This window comes from Cellvibrio chitinivorans (assembly GCF_035117775.1).
In the GTDB taxonomy this organism is placed as follows: Bacteria; Pseudomonadota; Gammaproteobacteria; order Pseudomonadales; family Cellvibrionaceae; genus Cellvibrio; species Cellvibrio chitinivorans.
Map to the genome: position 1 here is coordinate 12,512 of NZ_JAYKKN010000002.1, position 14,126 is coordinate 26,637.

The following is a 14,126-nucleotide window of genomic DNA, read 5'->3' on the forward strand; positions in this document are numbered from 1 at the left end:
TTAATATTTCTATTTGATTTCGCTTTTAATTGACAGACTTGATTTAACAATTTTCACGGGTGCCGATTTAAATGCAGGTGTTTTGCTGCGTGGGTCATGAGTAGTGCTTATCAGCACATTGGCCTCTGGGTAATAAGCCATTGCATTGCCGCGTGGCAAATCAAACGCGAATACTTTTACGCTAGACATTTTTCCCTGCGCTGATTGCACATCAACGCAATCGCCTGCTGAAATCCCCAATTCATTAATATCTTGTTGGTTCATGAGTATCGACCAACGTGTGTCTGTACCGCGATAAGAATCGCTTTCCTCATAGATGATCGAATTAAATTGCCCTTCGCTGCGAATACTGGCCAGTAAAAATGGGTATTCACTGTTTGTTACTGCAACGGGCAATGAATTTACTTGAAACTGTGCTTTCCTATTTTGTGTTTTAAATTCAGGTGAATTCAGTAAACGATTGGCGATGGTGAATTCCTGTTTCGTTTGCGCTATGTCTTTTAATTCACTTAATCCGGGAATGGTTGCTGCAATTGCTGCACGAATTGAATCGTGCTGTTTTAATTGATTAAAATCCAATGCGCAGTTTGGCAATAAACGTTTGCCAAACTCGCATAAAATTTCCACCTCTGGTTTTACATTGTGCAGACGATCAATGCCGCCATCACTCAGGCGTATGTAATTAAACATCGACTCCTGTGTAGTGGGTTGCCACTCTTCATCGCGTGCAGTAACTGGCAAGATTAGCGCTTCACTGGTTTCCATGCCGGTAATATGGCCGTGATTTAATGTGGTCGTTAAATAGACTTTGAAATTGATTTTATCCAGTGCTTGTTGTGCCCAGTGTGAATCGGGTGTTGCGGAAAATAAATTGCCACCCATGATGAGCGCAGCATCAATTTTCCCTTCATACGCAGCAGCCAAGCAGGCGAGGGTATCCATACCGGGCGCGCGTGGTAACTGGGTTCCAGTGTGCTGTTCGAGTTGCAACAATACATCGTCTGCCAATACGGGTTTTACACCGACAGTGCCAATACCTTGTACATTGCTGTGGCCGCGCAGAGGTAATAATCCTGCGGCGGGTTTGCCAATCATGCCGCGCAATAAAGCCAAATTGGCGATGGCTTCGACATTCTCGACGCCGTGCAAATGGTGGGTTATACCCATGCCCCAAGCAAAAATTGTTTTTTCTGCGCGCGCATAGGCATCTGCAAGAGTTGTTATTATTTCTTTGGTGATGCCACAGGCATCAGTAATTGTTGGCCAGCTTGTCGATTCTGTTTTTTCTTTAAACGCTGAAAAATTATTGGTGTGTAAGTCTACATATTCGCAATCGATTTGATTATTTTCCAGCAGCGCTTTAGCGATGCCGTTAAGTAGCGCTAGATCGCTGCCAATTTTGGGTTGCACATATTCAGATGCAATCCAGGTGCCGCCGCTCAGCATAGATTTGGCGCTTTTAGGAACGGCAAAGCGTACAAGGCCGGGTTCTTTTGCTGGGTTGATAACAATTACTTGGCCACCGCGCTCGCGGCAATTTTTTAATTGATGCACAAAGCGAGGGTGATTGGATGACGGGTTAGCGCCAATCACAAAAATACAATCGCAATTGCCTACATCTTCTAGCGATACAGTAGCAGTGCCTGTGCCTATTACATTAGCTAAACCAACGCCGGTTGCTTGATGGCAATAATAAGAGCAGTTGTTGACGTTGTTCGTACCATACAAACGCGCAAGTAATTGCAGTACAAATCCCGCTTCATTCGATGAGCGGCCTGAAGAATAAAAAAAGCTGCGTTCGGGATTGGTTTTGGCAAACGCGCGCGCCATTTTGTCCAATGCAAATTCCCAGCTAACAGGAGAATATTTATTGCCATCGGCTGACTTGAATAGAGGTGTATTTAATCTACCTAAATGCTCAATCTCATAAGCGCTCAACTGCTTGAAATCATCCAGTGTGTGCGCGAATAAATCTTCGGGAATTGGTGATTGAATATCTGTCGATTGCGCTTGAATGCTTTTATTGCAAACCGATGGAAATTCATCTTTTTCATTGGTCATGCCGCCGCGCTGGCCGCCCATTCCTAAACCGCAGGCTTTGCATGTGTTTTTACTATTAAGTGCTTTGGCTGAATTAAGTAAACCAATACGCGCAACGGTTTTTAAGGTATAGAGAACTTTTTTAGGGCCTCCACCAACAATGGTAATGGGTTCGGCGGGAATGGAATCTTTGACAGACATATATTTTCAGCCAGGCGCTAATGCAAAAAACAAGTTAAGGGCAAAAACAAAGGTTAAACAGCAATAGCAAAAGGTTAGGGTGGATTCTGTAGTATTGCAATACGTTAAATGACCTGCTTTCTTGTAGAATCGAACAACATTAAATAAGTATGCCGGATAAGCTTATGCCCCATATTTTGATACTTGAAGATGAGCCTTCAATCGCTGAAAGCCTGATTTTTGTACTTCAGGCAGAGAGCTTTAGTACACATTGGGAAACCTTGGCAAACAAGGCGCTTGCTTATGCCAAAGAGCAGCAGGTGGACTTGATTATTATGGATGTGGGCTTGCCGGATATGACCGGTTTTGAGGCCTGTAAGCAGTTGCGTAAATTTTCTGAAGTGCCGGTGATGTTTTTAACTGCGCGTGGTGATGAATTGGATCGCGTTGTTGGCTTGGAAATTGGTGCGGATGATTATGTTGTAAAACCATTTAGTCCGCGTGAAATTGCTGCGCGCGTAAAAGCCATTTTGAAACGCACACAACCTAAGACGACTGCGCCAGCACAACAAGCACACTCGCGTGAATTTGTTATCGATACTGAGCGAAAAGCTATTCATTACCATCAGCAGCTATTGCAATTGACTCGTTTTGAATTTTGCTTGCTGCAAACATTATTGGAGCAGCCTGAACGAGTGTTTAGTCGCGATCAATTATTGCAGGCGGTTGGTGTATCGGCTGATGCCGGTTATGACCGGAGTATTGATGGCCATATCAAAACCTTGCGGGCAAAGCTTCGCGCAATAAATGCGGACGCAGACCCGATCAAAACCCAGCGCGGTTTTGGCTATTCCTACCAGCCGGAAGCTTGATAATGTCATTAAGCTTGCGCATTTTTATTATCTATATGCTCTTTGTTGCGCTCTGTAGTTACTTTGTGTTGCGTACAGTGATGGAAGAAATTCGTCCGGGTGTGCGTCAATCTACAGAAGAAACATTGGTTGATACTGCCAATTTGCTCGCCGAGTTTTTGCGCGAGCCTATGCTCAATAACAAAATCAATAATGAGTTTTATGCTGATATTTTTCGTGCTTATGGGCAGCGCACGCCCAACGCCAGCATTTGGGGGGTTAATAAATATTCAGTCAATCACCGAATTTATGTAACGGATAAAAAAGGTTTTGTCTTACTGGATTCAAAAAATATCGCAGTAGGCCAAGATTATTCTCGTTGGAATGATGTCTTCCTGACTCTGCAGGGTAAGTATGGTGCGCGCTCATCTCATGAAGTGGCAGGTGATGAAAGTACCAGCATTATGTATGTGGCAGCCCCAATAAAAAATGGCGACGAGATTATCGGAGTGGTGTCAGTCGCTAAACCCAATCACAGCGTGCAGCCGTTTATCGACCGAACTCAGCAGCGTTTAGCGCTATTGGGGGGCGGGTTAATCTTTTTGGGATTGCTGAGCGGTGCACTGTTTTCATGGTGGTTGAGCCGCGAGTTGCGCAAATTGCGTGAATACGCAGTGAATGTTAGCCAAGGTGAGCGCGCAGTAATTCCTGAAAGTAAAATTGCCAGTGGTGAGTTGCGGCAATTGGCGCAGGCCCTCGAATCCATGCGTACAGAGTTGGACGGCAAGGCTTATGTTGAGCGTTATGTGCAAACGCTCGCACACGAGTTAAAAAGCCCACTTGCAGGTATTCGCGCTGCTGCGGAATTATTGCAATCACCTTTGCTTAAGGCTACGGAGAGCGATGAGCAGCGGCAGCGATTTATCAATAATATTGATAGTGAAAGCTTGCGTTTGCAGCAACTTATTGAGCGCCTGCTGAATTTGGCGTTGGTTGAACAACAGCAAACGCTGCAAGACCCAAAACCCGTTGATATTAATGCGCTGCTGGATGAGTTGTTGGATAACCAAATAGCACGTATTACACAGCAAAAAATAAAAATTAATAAAGACTATGCAGAAAGTGCACTGGTGAATGGAGAGCTGTTTTTGCTGCGTCAGGCGATAAATAACCTGCTTGATAATGCACTCGATTTTACACCGCAAGCAGGAGTGATTTGTCTACGAACGGAGATAGAAAATGATCACTTGGTTGTAGCCATTACCAATCAAGGTGAACCCTTACCCGATTTTGTGTTTGCGCGCTTAACCGAGCGATTTTTTTCCCTGCCGCGCCCGGTAACGGGTAAAAAAAGTGCCGGGCTGGGGTTGAGTTTTGTGCAGGAAGTAATGGATTTGCATGGTGGAGTTCTACGGCTACGCAATGTCGAGCAGGGAGTTGAAGCGAGTTTGAAGATTCTTGCTATACCCGCTTCAATTAAATAATAGATAGACAGTATTTCAATGTTTGGATGTCAGGCACCTACAATTTTTTACACCTGTAGCTAACACAAAAAAATAAGCTCTAGGCTTTAACGGATTTGTTTTTGAGAGCAATCCTTTCAGCTATATAAGAGTGAAAGCAAAATGTCGTTTTTGATAAAACTGGTTATTCCTGTTGTGTTAGTGTTTTCCCTGTCAGCCTGTAATGATGTATTAAATAAACCTTTAAGTGGTACTGATACAATTTCTTCCCCGAAACCGCTTGAGGGAAGTTGGAAGGGCGTAGAATCAAATGTGCGCTTGGATGTTGTCAAAACCAATAAAGCGGATTGGTATGAGTTTACTTATCAAGAGCAGGGTAAAAAAACCGAAGGTCGTTTTGTGGTTTCGCACTTTAAACGTAAACGTGTGCTTAATATCGATTTGGCCAGTATCAAAATAAACACTATTCCTCTAGTCGTAGACACGACTCAAGCATTCATGATTGTTGATGCCAATGTTGACGATGAACAGCTGAGGCTAACCCCGGCGGATATGGATAAATTCGAAAAGTTTTTTTCTCCGTATTTTTTTGCTACACCGATTCAAACAAAAACCCTATGTCAAAAGGATAATGAATTGTGTGCGTCCAATTTTTCATCGGGCAATGTGTTGTTGTCCAAGCGCATGAAGAAATTTAATGACGAATTTATCAAGAAGTATCGGACTGTTTTTCCTGTAAAAAGCCGGGTGGTGTTCACTTCTATCGCTGTAGCAGATAACTGATCCCAGTCTGAGGCTGTTATCGGGTGCTTCGCCTCATTAGGCGAATTCCCGATAAACGGCCAGGAATACACTCAAAACTTCACACATTCACCACACAAACTCCACATTTCTCACATAATATCCCCATCTTCAGCGCGCATGATTTCTCCTATCTAACCCCTAAGGAGAATCCTATGAAGCGCCCTTTGTTGTTTAAATTCCTCGCGATTGGTTTGTTAATGCTATTGCTGTTGATCCCCATCAGCATGATCGGTAATTCAATCGATGAGCGCCGTGCCTACAGCGAACAGGTTGTCCGTGATATTGCCAATAGCTCTGCTCACAATCAAACCTTGACTGGCCCGGTACTGGTAGTGCCCTACAGCAAAATCGAGCGCACCTGGACTGTGGATGCGGAAAAAGGGCGGGTGGTTGAAGAGCGAACGGTTACTGGAAAATTGCATTTTTTACCTGATCTGTTCCGTGTAAATGGTGATATAACAACGGAATTGCGCAAGTTAGGTATCTATTCGGCACGCCTTTATCATTTTGATACGCAGATAGATGGTAATTTTGTAGTACCACTAAATTACGGAATAAAAAATAATCTGGCGGATTACACTTTTCAAAAACCTTATGTGGCGGTAGGCATAAGTGATATTCGCGGTATTAAAAATTCATTACAACTGCAATTAAATAATCAAACCTATGAGTTTGAACCCGGGTCAGAACTTAAATTTCTTGGCGATGGCGTTCATTCAGGATTCCCGCTGGATGTATTGCAGTTTGTTGATGGTCAGCCCAAGAAACTTAGTTTCGCGTTCAAACTATTGCTGGATGGAACCGAGCAGCTGCATTTTTCTCCTATTGGGAAAGAAACCCATGTAGAGCTGCGTTCGGACTGGCCTCATCCTCGCTTTGTTGGAAATTTTTTACCAGCAGAGCGTAGTGTGGCAGAAACAGGGTTTTCTGCGCGTTGGCAAACATCCTACTTCGCAACTAATTTTTCTGAACATTTTTATGCCTGTGTGCGCACTACAGTATGCGACCAATTGCAGCAGCGTCAATTTGGTGTAAGCCTGATTGATCCTGTAAATCAATATGTAAAAAGTGATCGTGCAATCAAATATGCTTTGCTGTTTATCGCCTTAACCTTTGCCAGCTTCTTGCTGTTTGAGGTGCTTAAACGCTTGCAGGTACACCCTGTGCAATATGGCCTGGTGGGAATGGCGTTGGCATTTTTCTATTTGTTACTGCTTTCACTGGCCGAGCATATTGGCTTTGCATTGGCTTATACAATCTCATCGGTTGCCTGTGTGTTGTTGATTGGCTTTTATGTTTCCCATGTGTTGAAAAGTGCGAAGCGCGGAATAGGTTTTACTATAGGGTTAAGCTTTCTCTACGCATTGTTATACGGCTTGCTGAGTGCAGAAGATTACGCATTATTGATGGGGTCGCTACTCTTATTTGTATTGCTGGGCGTATTTATGATGCTGACTCGCAAGGTGGATTGGTACTCGCTGAGTAATGGCAAAGCAGAGTTGGTGGCGGAGTAATTAGGTAATGAATCTGATTATTTCTGTATTGCTCTTGCTACTTCCATGTGTGTTGGGTGCAGGGATGGTTTATTGGCTGTGGACAAAAGGGTTTATTGGTCGTATCTGTTTATTGTGTTTGTGCTGGTTTGGAACTGTTGAGGCGCACTCAATTTTGTATCCACAAAAGCAATTGAGAGAGAACTATGCACGTGTAATAGGGTGATGTTGTAAAAAAGGGCTGATTCATTGGTGTGAATCAGCCCCTTTTTTATTTTTTCGAATACAAAATCTATTTCAAAATTGCATCAATTTTGGCGAGCTCTTCACTGCTGAACTCAAGGTTATTCAAAGCTGCAACAGAATCATCTATTTGCGCCGGGCGGCTTGCGCCTATCAAACAAGTGGTGACTGCATCGTTGTGCAATGTCCAGGCAATTGCCATTTGCGCAAGGGATTGGTTGCGCGATTCGGCTATCTCATTCAAGGCTTGTACTTTTTGGATTTTTTCCGGAGTGATGTCTTTATCGCCCAGATAAATCTGTTCGCTGCGTGAGGCGCGCGAACCCTCAGGAATTCCATTCAAGTATTTGTTTGTTAATACACCTTGCGCCAGTGGTGAAAATACAATCGAACCGACACCTTCGGTTTTTAAAACATCGGTTAAACCCTTTTCAATCCAACGGTCGAACATGTTGTAGCGCGGTTGGTGAATCAACAGTGGTGTGCCCAGCTCGCGCAAAATGCGCACGGCTTCCTGAGTTTGTTTGGGTTGATAGTTGGATATGCCTACATAAAGTGCGCGACCGGAGCGAACAATAAAATCCAGCGCTTGCATGGTTTCTTCCAATGGTGTTTCAGGGTCCATGCAGTGATGATAAAAAATATCAAAATACTCAAGGCCAGTGCGTTTCAAGCTTTGATCGCAACTGCTCACCAGATACTTGCGCGAGCCGCCAATGCCATAGGGGCCGGGCCACATGTCGTAACCGGCTTTGCTGGAGATAATCAGCTCATCGCGATAGTGCAAAAAATCCTGTTTAAAAATATTACCGAAAGTCGATTCGGCAGAACCAAAGTTTGGGCCGTAGTTGTTGGCTAAATCGAAATGGGTGATACCTAAGTCAAACGCACGGCGCAGCATGTCGCGAGCATTGGATTGTGAATCTACTGCACCAAAATTTTGCCATAAGCCTAGTGATAAACGCGGTAGACGAAGCCCGCTATTGCCACAGCGCTGATATTGCATATTTCTGTAACGATCTGGATGTGCAACATAAATTGGATTGGGTTCATGAGTAATCATTTTTTATCCTAATAGTTGGGTCGTTAGTCAATTAATGACCCACATTTTACCTGAAAAAGTACTCTGGACAGTTTGGGGGATATGTAAAGAAAAGTAGCTTTGGCGAGGGTAAAAAAATCCCCGTCAATGTGCTTGACGGGGATTTGTAGTTTAGTACTTGTTGCTTTTTCCCTTATCTTTTCCGTTGCTATTACCGTGAGATTTTTTATTGCCGTTCTCTCGGTCATGGTCTCGGTCATTGCTCCGATCATGGTCGTGATCTCGATCATAGTCACGGTCATGATCGTGGCTGTGCTCGCGCTGGTAGCTCTCTTCATATTCCAGCGATTTGATGAAATAAACAGGGCGCTCACAAGCGTGATATTTCTGGCAATGTTTATCCCAGTTTTTGGCATGGCCTGGTGGGACATGCAAATAGACGGGTTTGTATTTGGCATAGCGAGAGTCTTTGATGACGACTCTTGGTTGTGGGTAATAGATGTCCGGGTGGGAGTTGTTGCCCAGCTCAACCCGGCCATAAACACCGGGCGCAACTTCGCCTTCCAGCATTACATTAATGCCTAAGTCGTCGTCGGCCAGTGCAGGCAAGCTTGCCAGCAGGCCGAAACTCATCAATAGGCTGAGGGTTTGTTTGTTCATTATCAATACCTTTGTTGGTCAACACGTAATTAGCATAGCGCTTAAGTGTTCTGTTTGCGGTGCGCTAATACCTATAGTGCTATCTCTTATGCTAACGCCAGCTTAACGAGCTGCATAACTGGCGACCAATATTCCCCATATTGCGAGGATGCACACATTTCCCAGCATATAAGCGCGCATACGATTGATCACATTGTTGCTGTGTAGGTGTATCCAGCTGTGTATGCAGCGAGCGATTACAAATATCCATGCTGCAATGATTAGCGGAAGAGTTTGTATACCGAGTGCAATTGCGATGGCGCCCGCTGTATAAAACAACATTGGTACTTCAAATAGATTGGCGTAATTGCGTGCTGCTTGTGCCATGTCATCAGGTGTTTCACCGGTGTTCAGGCGGAATTGGCTTAGGCGCATTTCGCCTGCTTTAACTGCTTTTACGCGCAGACTGAATAGACGAATAGCAACGGCAAAGGTGAGGAGGACCATTGCAAACATTGGATAGAGCATAATCATTCCTTAAATAGATGGGCGGGAGTGCAGACTATAGCTTATAGCCCGCAGGGGTGCAGGCGGGACATTCCTAGCAGCAGGCACTATAATGGCCGCCTTTAAAACGCTTGGTGCATCATTTTTAACCAGGCACGCCACTCACATGTCACCACAAGGTAGATCCATGATAATCAAACCTAAAGTCCGCGGTTTTATCTGTACTAATGCGCACCCACAAGGCTGTGCCGCCAATGTTCAAGAGCAAATCGCTTTCACCAAAGCCAAAGGCCCTGTAGCTGGTGCTCCTAAAAAGGTACTGGTATTAGGTTGTTCTACCGGATTTGGTTTGTCATCGCGCATTACTGCAGCTTTTGGTGGCGGCGCAGATACTTTAGGCGTGTGCTTTGAGAAAGAACCGAGCGAATCCAAAACCGCAACTGCCGGTTACTACAATACCTCTGCCTTCCACGATGCAGCTAAAGCAGCTGGTCTTTATGCAGAAACTCTGAATGGCGATGCATTCTCTGATGCCTGCAAAGACAAGGTTATCGAAACCCTGAAAAATGGTATCGGCAAAGTGGATTTGGTGATCTATAGCTTGGCATCGCCACGCCGCACCGACCCTAAAACCGGTGAAGTTTATAACTCGGTATTGAAGCCAATCGGCAAAGAGTACACCTCTAAAAACCTGAATACCGATACCCTGAAAATCGCTGATGTGACCATTGAGCCAGCGTCCGATGAAGAAATCGCCAACACCGTAAAAGTGATGGGTGGTGAAGACTGGGAAATGTGGATCGATGCACTTAAAGGCGCTGATTTGCTCGCCGACAATTTCCAAACCGTGGCTTACACCTACTTGGGCGATAAGTTGACTTGGCCAATCTATGGCAAAGCGACTATTGGTAAAGCGAAAGAAGATTTGGATCGCGCGGCTAAAACCCTGAGCGCTAAACACGGCGGCAATGCCCGCGTTGCAGTATTAAAAGCGGTTGTTACCCAAGCGAGTTCGGCGATTCCGGTAATGCCTTTGTATTTGGCTATTCTGTTCAAAGTGATGAAAGAGCAGGGTACTCACGAAGGTTGTATCGAGCAAATCCAACGTTTGTTCAAAGAGTGTTTGTATTCCGATAATCCACGTCTGGATGATGGCAATCGCTACCGTGTAGATGAGCTGGAATTGGCTCCATCGGTACAAACCAAAGTGGAAGCAATCTGGGATCAAGTGACCGAAGAAAATCTGTTCGAATTGACAGATTTTGCTGGTTACAAAGCTGAATTTTTGCGCTTGTTTGGCTTCGGTATCGATGGAGTCGATTACGACGCAGAAACCACGCCGCTGGTGCCAACCAATTTTTAAGTGATACATATCCCCGCCCTGTGCGGGGATTTTTTTGTCCCTGTTTTTTATCCTTGAAGGAGCACTAATGCGCAAACGTATTGCGATTGATATGGATGAGACTATTTGCGACACAATGGCTCGTCACCTCGACTGGTACAACACCGAGTTTCAACAAAACCTCACTAAAGCAGATCTGCACGGCAAAAAAATTTATACGGAAGTGCCAGAAATACATCGTGCACGTGTGCGAGCCTACCCTGATATCCCCGCGTTTTTTGAAGATATTCCGCCTTATCCCCATGCGATTGAAGTGCTTGCCGAGTTGAATGAACACTATGAAATTGTCATAGCCACAGCGGCGATGGAGCATCCCACATCTTTTACGCCAAAATACGAGTGGCTGCGTAGATACTTGCCGTTTTTATCGCCAATGAACTTTATCTTTTGCGGTAAGAAAAATCTTGTGCAGGCGGACTTTTTAATTGATGACAGTTCGCGTCATTTTGATGGTTTTGTAGGGAAGGGGATTTTGTTTTCTGCTCCGCACAATCTACTGGAGGCAGCAGAGGTGCGGTTAAACAATTGGTTGGAAGTGCGCGATTATTTCCGTATCTCTTTTGATAAATAAGCGCATAACTTTCCAATTGTTAGCAGGTTATTTCAACTCGGTAAAAAAGCGCTCGCTACGCGGTAAATAATGATCGTCGTAGTCGAGTGAAAACACGACTTTTTGTGAGCGGCCGACAAATTCACTGCGCGGCACAAAACCAATCACACGCGAGTCGGCACTATTGTCACGGTTGTCCCCCAGCATTAAATACTGGCCTTCGGGTACTGTAATCGGGTCAAAGTTGGCAAAGCTCTGGGCGTTGGAATTTAAACGAACAGTGTGAGCATTACCCGGGAGATGTTCAATCCAATCACCATTTTCGGTCGCGGTATACGCAATTGCTTGACTATTGATCATCAAGCGGTTGTCGCGCATGGCGACTGTATCGCCGGGAATACCAATCACACGTTTTACCAAGCGTTTATCTGCGACTTTGGAGTCAAATATAGCTATCTCCCCGCGCGCAGGATCAGCTATTTTATAGAGCGAAATATGAGTGAAAGGGACCCGCAGATCATAGGCCATTTTATTCAGGCCAATTTGGTCGCCTTCGAGCAGGGTAGGCTTCATAGAAGCGCTGGGTACATGATTCCAATCAGCGATAGCGCTGCGGAAACAAAACATCAGCGCTAAAAATAATAACAGCGAGCGATTTGCCATCCAAAAACGTTTCATCAGTTGTCTCTCGGGTTGATCCAGCTTGGATAATGCACAAAAATGCGCGCCTTTCCGACTTTAGGTCTGACCCCGAAGTCACTGACGAGTTCATAGGTTGTTTTTATGTCGATATTGAATCACTTACGCGGCGTACTGCTGACGGCCATTTTTTCTATTGCTATCTGCTTGGTCGCTTTATTGGCCGTGCCTTTGGCATTGGTCAAGTTGCTGCTCCCTATACCTGCATTACGGCGCGCGATTGATCGTTTATTGGATGGCGCCTCCAATCTTTGGATTACCTTTAATACTTGGCAGCAAGGCTATACCTTGCCTACCAAGGTTGAGGTGGAGGGGCTGAATGATTTGAGTCGGGATGAGTGGTACATGCTGGTGGCTAATCATCAGTCGTGGACGGATATTCTGGTATTGGTACGCGCCTTTAATGCCCGTATTCCGGGTGTGAAATTCTTCTTCAAACAGAGCCTGTTGTGGGTGCCAGTGCTTGGTTTGGCGCTCTGGGGGCTGGATTTCCCCTATATGCGGCGCTATTCAAAAGCCAAATTGGAGCGCCACCCGGAATTGCGTGGTAAGGATATGGAGCAGACGCGCAAGGCTTGTGAGCGCTTTCGTCATCATCCGGTTACGGTTATTAACTTCCTCGAAGGTACCCGTTTTACGCAGGCTAAACATACCGAACAGCAATCGCCTTATCGCCATTTATTAATGCCTAAAGCGGGCGGTCTGGCATTTACTTTAGGCGCCATGAATGGACAGTTGCACCGTATGTTGGATGTCACCATTTATTATCCTGAAGGGATTCCCACTTACTGGGAGTATGCTTGCGGCAAGGTGAAGCGTATTCAGGTGCATATCCGCCAGCGCCCTATACCGACTGAAATGATTGGCAATTACACCGAAGATGCCGCCTTTCGTGCAGGCTTTCAGCAGTGGGTAAATGAACTTTGGCAGGAGAAGGATGAGCGGTTAGAGGTGATGGAGAAATCGTTTAAAAATTAAGCTAGGAAACTGGCCTCAGTTGACGCTATGCTAATCACGAAGCCTGTGTAGATTGCATTTGGGTCATCACAAAATAGGAGGGCTGCATGTTTTACACATTGAGTGATCTCTTTGCCAAGCTAGGCCTGCCTAATTCCCCTACTGCGATAGATGCATTTATCGCCAAGCATAACCCTTTACCGCAAGCTGAGCCGCTTGCAGCGGCACCTTTCTGGACTGCTGAGCAGGCTGCATTTCTGCGCGAGGCCCGGCAAGAGTATTCTGACTGGGCTGAAGTTGTGGATGAGTTGAACTGCTTGTTACGTGACTAATATTACTTTCCTCTCACCAACGACCGGCCAAGTTGCCGGTCGTTTCATTTGGCCATCAGCATTTCTATGGTATGGTTCAGTCTCCCAATTTAGAGGTAACAGGACCCTACAATGCATAAATTGACCCTCGCACTTGCTCTTTCTGCGCTCACTACTGCTGCTTTTGCTGACGAAAAAAAGCCTTGGGATGTAGAAGTCGATATAGGTGCAATCGCAACATCTGGTAATACTGAAACCACCAGTCTGCAATTCAAGGTTGACGCCAAACAAAATCTGGAAAAATGGGAAAACCAATACATCTTCAATTCGCTGTTCAAAGAAGATGAGGTAACCCAAGATGATGGAACTAGCAGCAAAGAAAAAACTGCAGAGAAATATTTTGGCTCAGCAAAATTTGCTTATTTGTTAGGCGTAGAAGAGGCCTATCTCTATGGTTTTGGCTCCTACACCGATGACCAGTTTGGCGCCTATCGCACCTATACCACTGTGTCATTCGGTTATGGTAATTGGCTGTATTTCAGTCCCACGCTCAACTGGTTCGTGGAAGCCGGTCCGGGTTATTTTATGGGTGAGAAAGTGATTGAGGGTGATGGCGATACCATTCCCGATACCATTAGTGATGAAGAAGGCGCGATTTTGCGTGTAGCAACTGCGGTTCAATGGCAGATCACCAGCACTGCTGAATTTAAGCAAATGATCAGTGTGGAAGCAGGTGCAGACAATACCCGTACTCAAAGTGAAACCTCACTGGCGACTTCAATTAGTGATCGCATGAAAATGAAAGTGGGCTTTTCATTGGCCAACGATACTGATGTTGCACCGGGTAAAGAAAAAACCGATACCACCACCTTCGTCAATTTGGTTTATAGCTTTTAACGAACGTATCTTTACTGATATTCAGTAAGTGTTTTGTGCCGCAAAGTG

At 45.2% G+C, this 14,126-nt stretch carries 14 protein-coding genes; 9 read left to right on the forward strand and 5 right to left on the reverse strand.

All coding sequences use genetic code 11. From position 1 onward, the window contains the following. Positions 1–9: 9 nt before the first annotated feature. Positions 10–2,241: an FdhF/YdeP family oxidoreductase gene (locus SPL68_RS06680; RefSeq protein WP_323814327.1), complete on the reverse strand. Its 2,232-nt coding sequence runs from the start codon at positions 2,239–2,241 to the stop codon at positions 10–12. A 164-nt stretch (positions 2,242–2,405) separates the two neighbouring features. On the opposite strand from SPL68_RS06680, the gene creB reads away from it, so the two are divergent. From creB to creD, 4 genes are all read left to right on the forward strand, one after another. Further along, complete coding sequence (creB, locus tag SPL68_RS06685) at positions 2,406–3,092, forward strand: two-component system response regulator CreB (protein WP_323814328.1); 687 nt, start codon at positions 2,406–2,408, stop codon at positions 3,090–3,092. A 2-nt stretch (positions 3,093–3,094) separates the two neighbouring features. Next, a complete protein-coding gene (gene creC, locus SPL68_RS06690) occupies positions 3,095–4,555 on the forward strand; it encodes a two-component system sensor histidine kinase CreC (protein WP_323814329.1) in 1,461 nt (486 codons plus the stop codon). Positions 4,556–4,696: 141 nt separating this feature from the next. After that, positions 4,697–5,317 (forward strand): hypothetical protein, encoded by a 621-nt coding sequence (locus SPL68_RS06695; protein WP_323814330.1) that lies wholly within the window; start codon positions 4,697–4,699, stop codon positions 5,315–5,317. A 173-nt stretch (positions 5,318–5,490) separates the two neighbouring features. Next, positions 5,491–6,852 carry a cell envelope integrity protein CreD gene (creD, locus tag SPL68_RS06700; protein WP_323814331.1) on the forward strand — a complete coding sequence of 454 codons (1,362 nt, stop codon included), beginning with the start codon at positions 5,491–5,493 and terminating at the stop codon, positions 6,850–6,852. 271 nt (positions 6,853–7,123) lie between these two features. Here the strand turns inward: creD and mgrA are convergent, their stop codons facing one another. The 3 genes from mgrA to SPL68_RS06715 form a co-directional block, all read right to left on the reverse strand. Continuing rightward, positions 7,124–8,137, reverse strand: a complete 1,014-nt coding sequence (mgrA, locus tag SPL68_RS06705; protein ID WP_323814332.1) for an L-glyceraldehyde 3-phosphate reductase — start codon at positions 8,135–8,137, stop codon at positions 7,124–7,126. A gap of 150 nt (positions 8,138–8,287) precedes the next feature. Continuing rightward, complete coding sequence (locus tag SPL68_RS06710; protein ID WP_323814333.1) at positions 8,288–8,776, reverse strand: hypothetical protein; 489 nt, start codon at positions 8,774–8,776, stop codon at positions 8,288–8,290. Positions 8,777–8,878: 102 nt separating this feature from the next. Further along, entirely contained in the window at positions 8,879–9,283 is a 405-nt protein-coding gene (locus tag SPL68_RS06715) for an MAPEG family protein (RefSeq protein ID WP_323814334.1), read from the reverse strand. A gap of 166 nt (positions 9,284–9,449) precedes the next feature. Here SPL68_RS06715 and fabV point away from each other — a divergent pair, with 166 nt between their 5' ends. Together fabV and SPL68_RS06725 are read left to right on the forward strand one after the other, a co-directional pair. Next, on the forward strand, positions 9,450–10,625 hold the full coding sequence (gene fabV, locus SPL68_RS06720; RefSeq protein ID WP_323814335.1) for an enoyl-ACP reductase FabV: 1,176 nt from the start codon (positions 9,450–9,452) through the stop codon (positions 10,623–10,625). Positions 10,626–10,692: 67 nt separating this feature from the next. Then, entirely contained in the window at positions 10,693–11,235 is a 543-nt protein-coding gene (locus SPL68_RS06725; protein WP_323814336.1) for a 5' nucleotidase, NT5C type, read from the forward strand. 27 nt (positions 11,236–11,262) lie between these two features. Here the strand turns inward: SPL68_RS06725 and lepB are convergent, their stop codons facing one another. After that, complete coding sequence (gene lepB / locus SPL68_RS06730; RefSeq protein ID WP_323814337.1) at positions 11,263–11,892, reverse strand: signal peptidase I; 630 nt, start codon at positions 11,890–11,892, stop codon at positions 11,263–11,265. A gap of 105 nt (positions 11,893–11,997) precedes the next feature. Between lepB and SPL68_RS06735 the strand changes: the two genes are divergently transcribed. From SPL68_RS06735 to SPL68_RS06745, 3 genes are all read left to right on the forward strand, one after another. Next, positions 11,998–12,891, forward strand: coding sequence for an acyltransferase (locus SPL68_RS06735; RefSeq protein WP_323814338.1), 894 nt, complete (start codon positions 11,998–12,000; stop codon positions 12,889–12,891). Positions 12,892–12,977: 86 nt separating this feature from the next. After that, a complete protein-coding gene (locus SPL68_RS06740) occupies positions 12,978–13,202 on the forward strand; it encodes a DUF2789 domain-containing protein (RefSeq protein WP_323814339.1) in 225 nt (74 codons plus the stop codon). A gap of 111 nt (positions 13,203–13,313) precedes the next feature. Beyond that, positions 13,314–14,078, forward strand: a complete 765-nt coding sequence (locus SPL68_RS06745; protein WP_323814340.1) for a DUF481 domain-containing protein — start codon at positions 13,314–13,316, stop codon at positions 14,076–14,078. Positions 14,079–14,126 lie beyond the last annotated feature (48 nt).

Coding starts and splice junctions, on each gene's coding strand:
- SPL68_RS06680 (WP_323814327.1), bottom strand. CDS start 2,241: ATGTCTGTCAAAGATTCCATTCCCGCCGAACCCATTACCATTGTTGGT.
- creB (WP_323814328.1), top strand. CDS start 2,406: ATGCCCCATATTTTGATACTTGAAGATGAGCCTTCAATCGCTGAAAGC.
- creC (WP_323814329.1), top strand. CDS start 3,095: ATGTCATTAAGCTTGCGCATTTTTATTATCTATATGCTCTTTGTTGCG.
- SPL68_RS06695 (WP_323814330.1), top strand. CDS start 4,697: ATGTCGTTTTTGATAAAACTGGTTATTCCTGTTGTGTTAGTGTTTTCC.
- creD (WP_323814331.1), top strand. CDS start 5,491: ATGAAGCGCCCTTTGTTGTTTAAATTCCTCGCGATTGGTTTGTTAATG.
- mgrA (WP_323814332.1), bottom strand. CDS start 8,137: ATGATTACTCATGAACCCAATCCAATTTATGTTGCACATCCAGATCGT.
- SPL68_RS06710 (WP_323814333.1), bottom strand. CDS start 8,776: ATGAACAAACAAACCCTCAGCCTATTGATGAGTTTCGGCCTGCTGGCA.
- SPL68_RS06715 (WP_323814334.1), bottom strand. CDS start 9,283: ATGCTCTATCCAATGTTTGCAATGGTCCTCCTCACCTTTGCCGTTGCT.
- fabV (WP_323814335.1), top strand. CDS start 9,450: ATGATAATCAAACCTAAAGTCCGCGGTTTTATCTGTACTAATGCGCAC.
- SPL68_RS06725 (WP_323814336.1), top strand. CDS start 10,693: ATGCGCAAACGTATTGCGATTGATATGGATGAGACTATTTGCGACACA.
- lepB (WP_323814337.1), bottom strand. CDS start 11,892: ATGAAACGTTTTTGGATGGCAAATCGCTCGCTGTTATTATTTTTAGCG.
- SPL68_RS06735 (WP_323814338.1), top strand. CDS start 11,998: ATGTCGATATTGAATCACTTACGCGGCGTACTGCTGACGGCCATTTTT.
- SPL68_RS06740 (WP_323814339.1), top strand. CDS start 12,978: ATGTTTTACACATTGAGTGATCTCTTTGCCAAGCTAGGCCTGCCTAAT.
- SPL68_RS06745 (WP_323814340.1), top strand. CDS start 13,314: ATGCATAAATTGACCCTCGCACTTGCTCTTTCTGCGCTCACTACTGCT.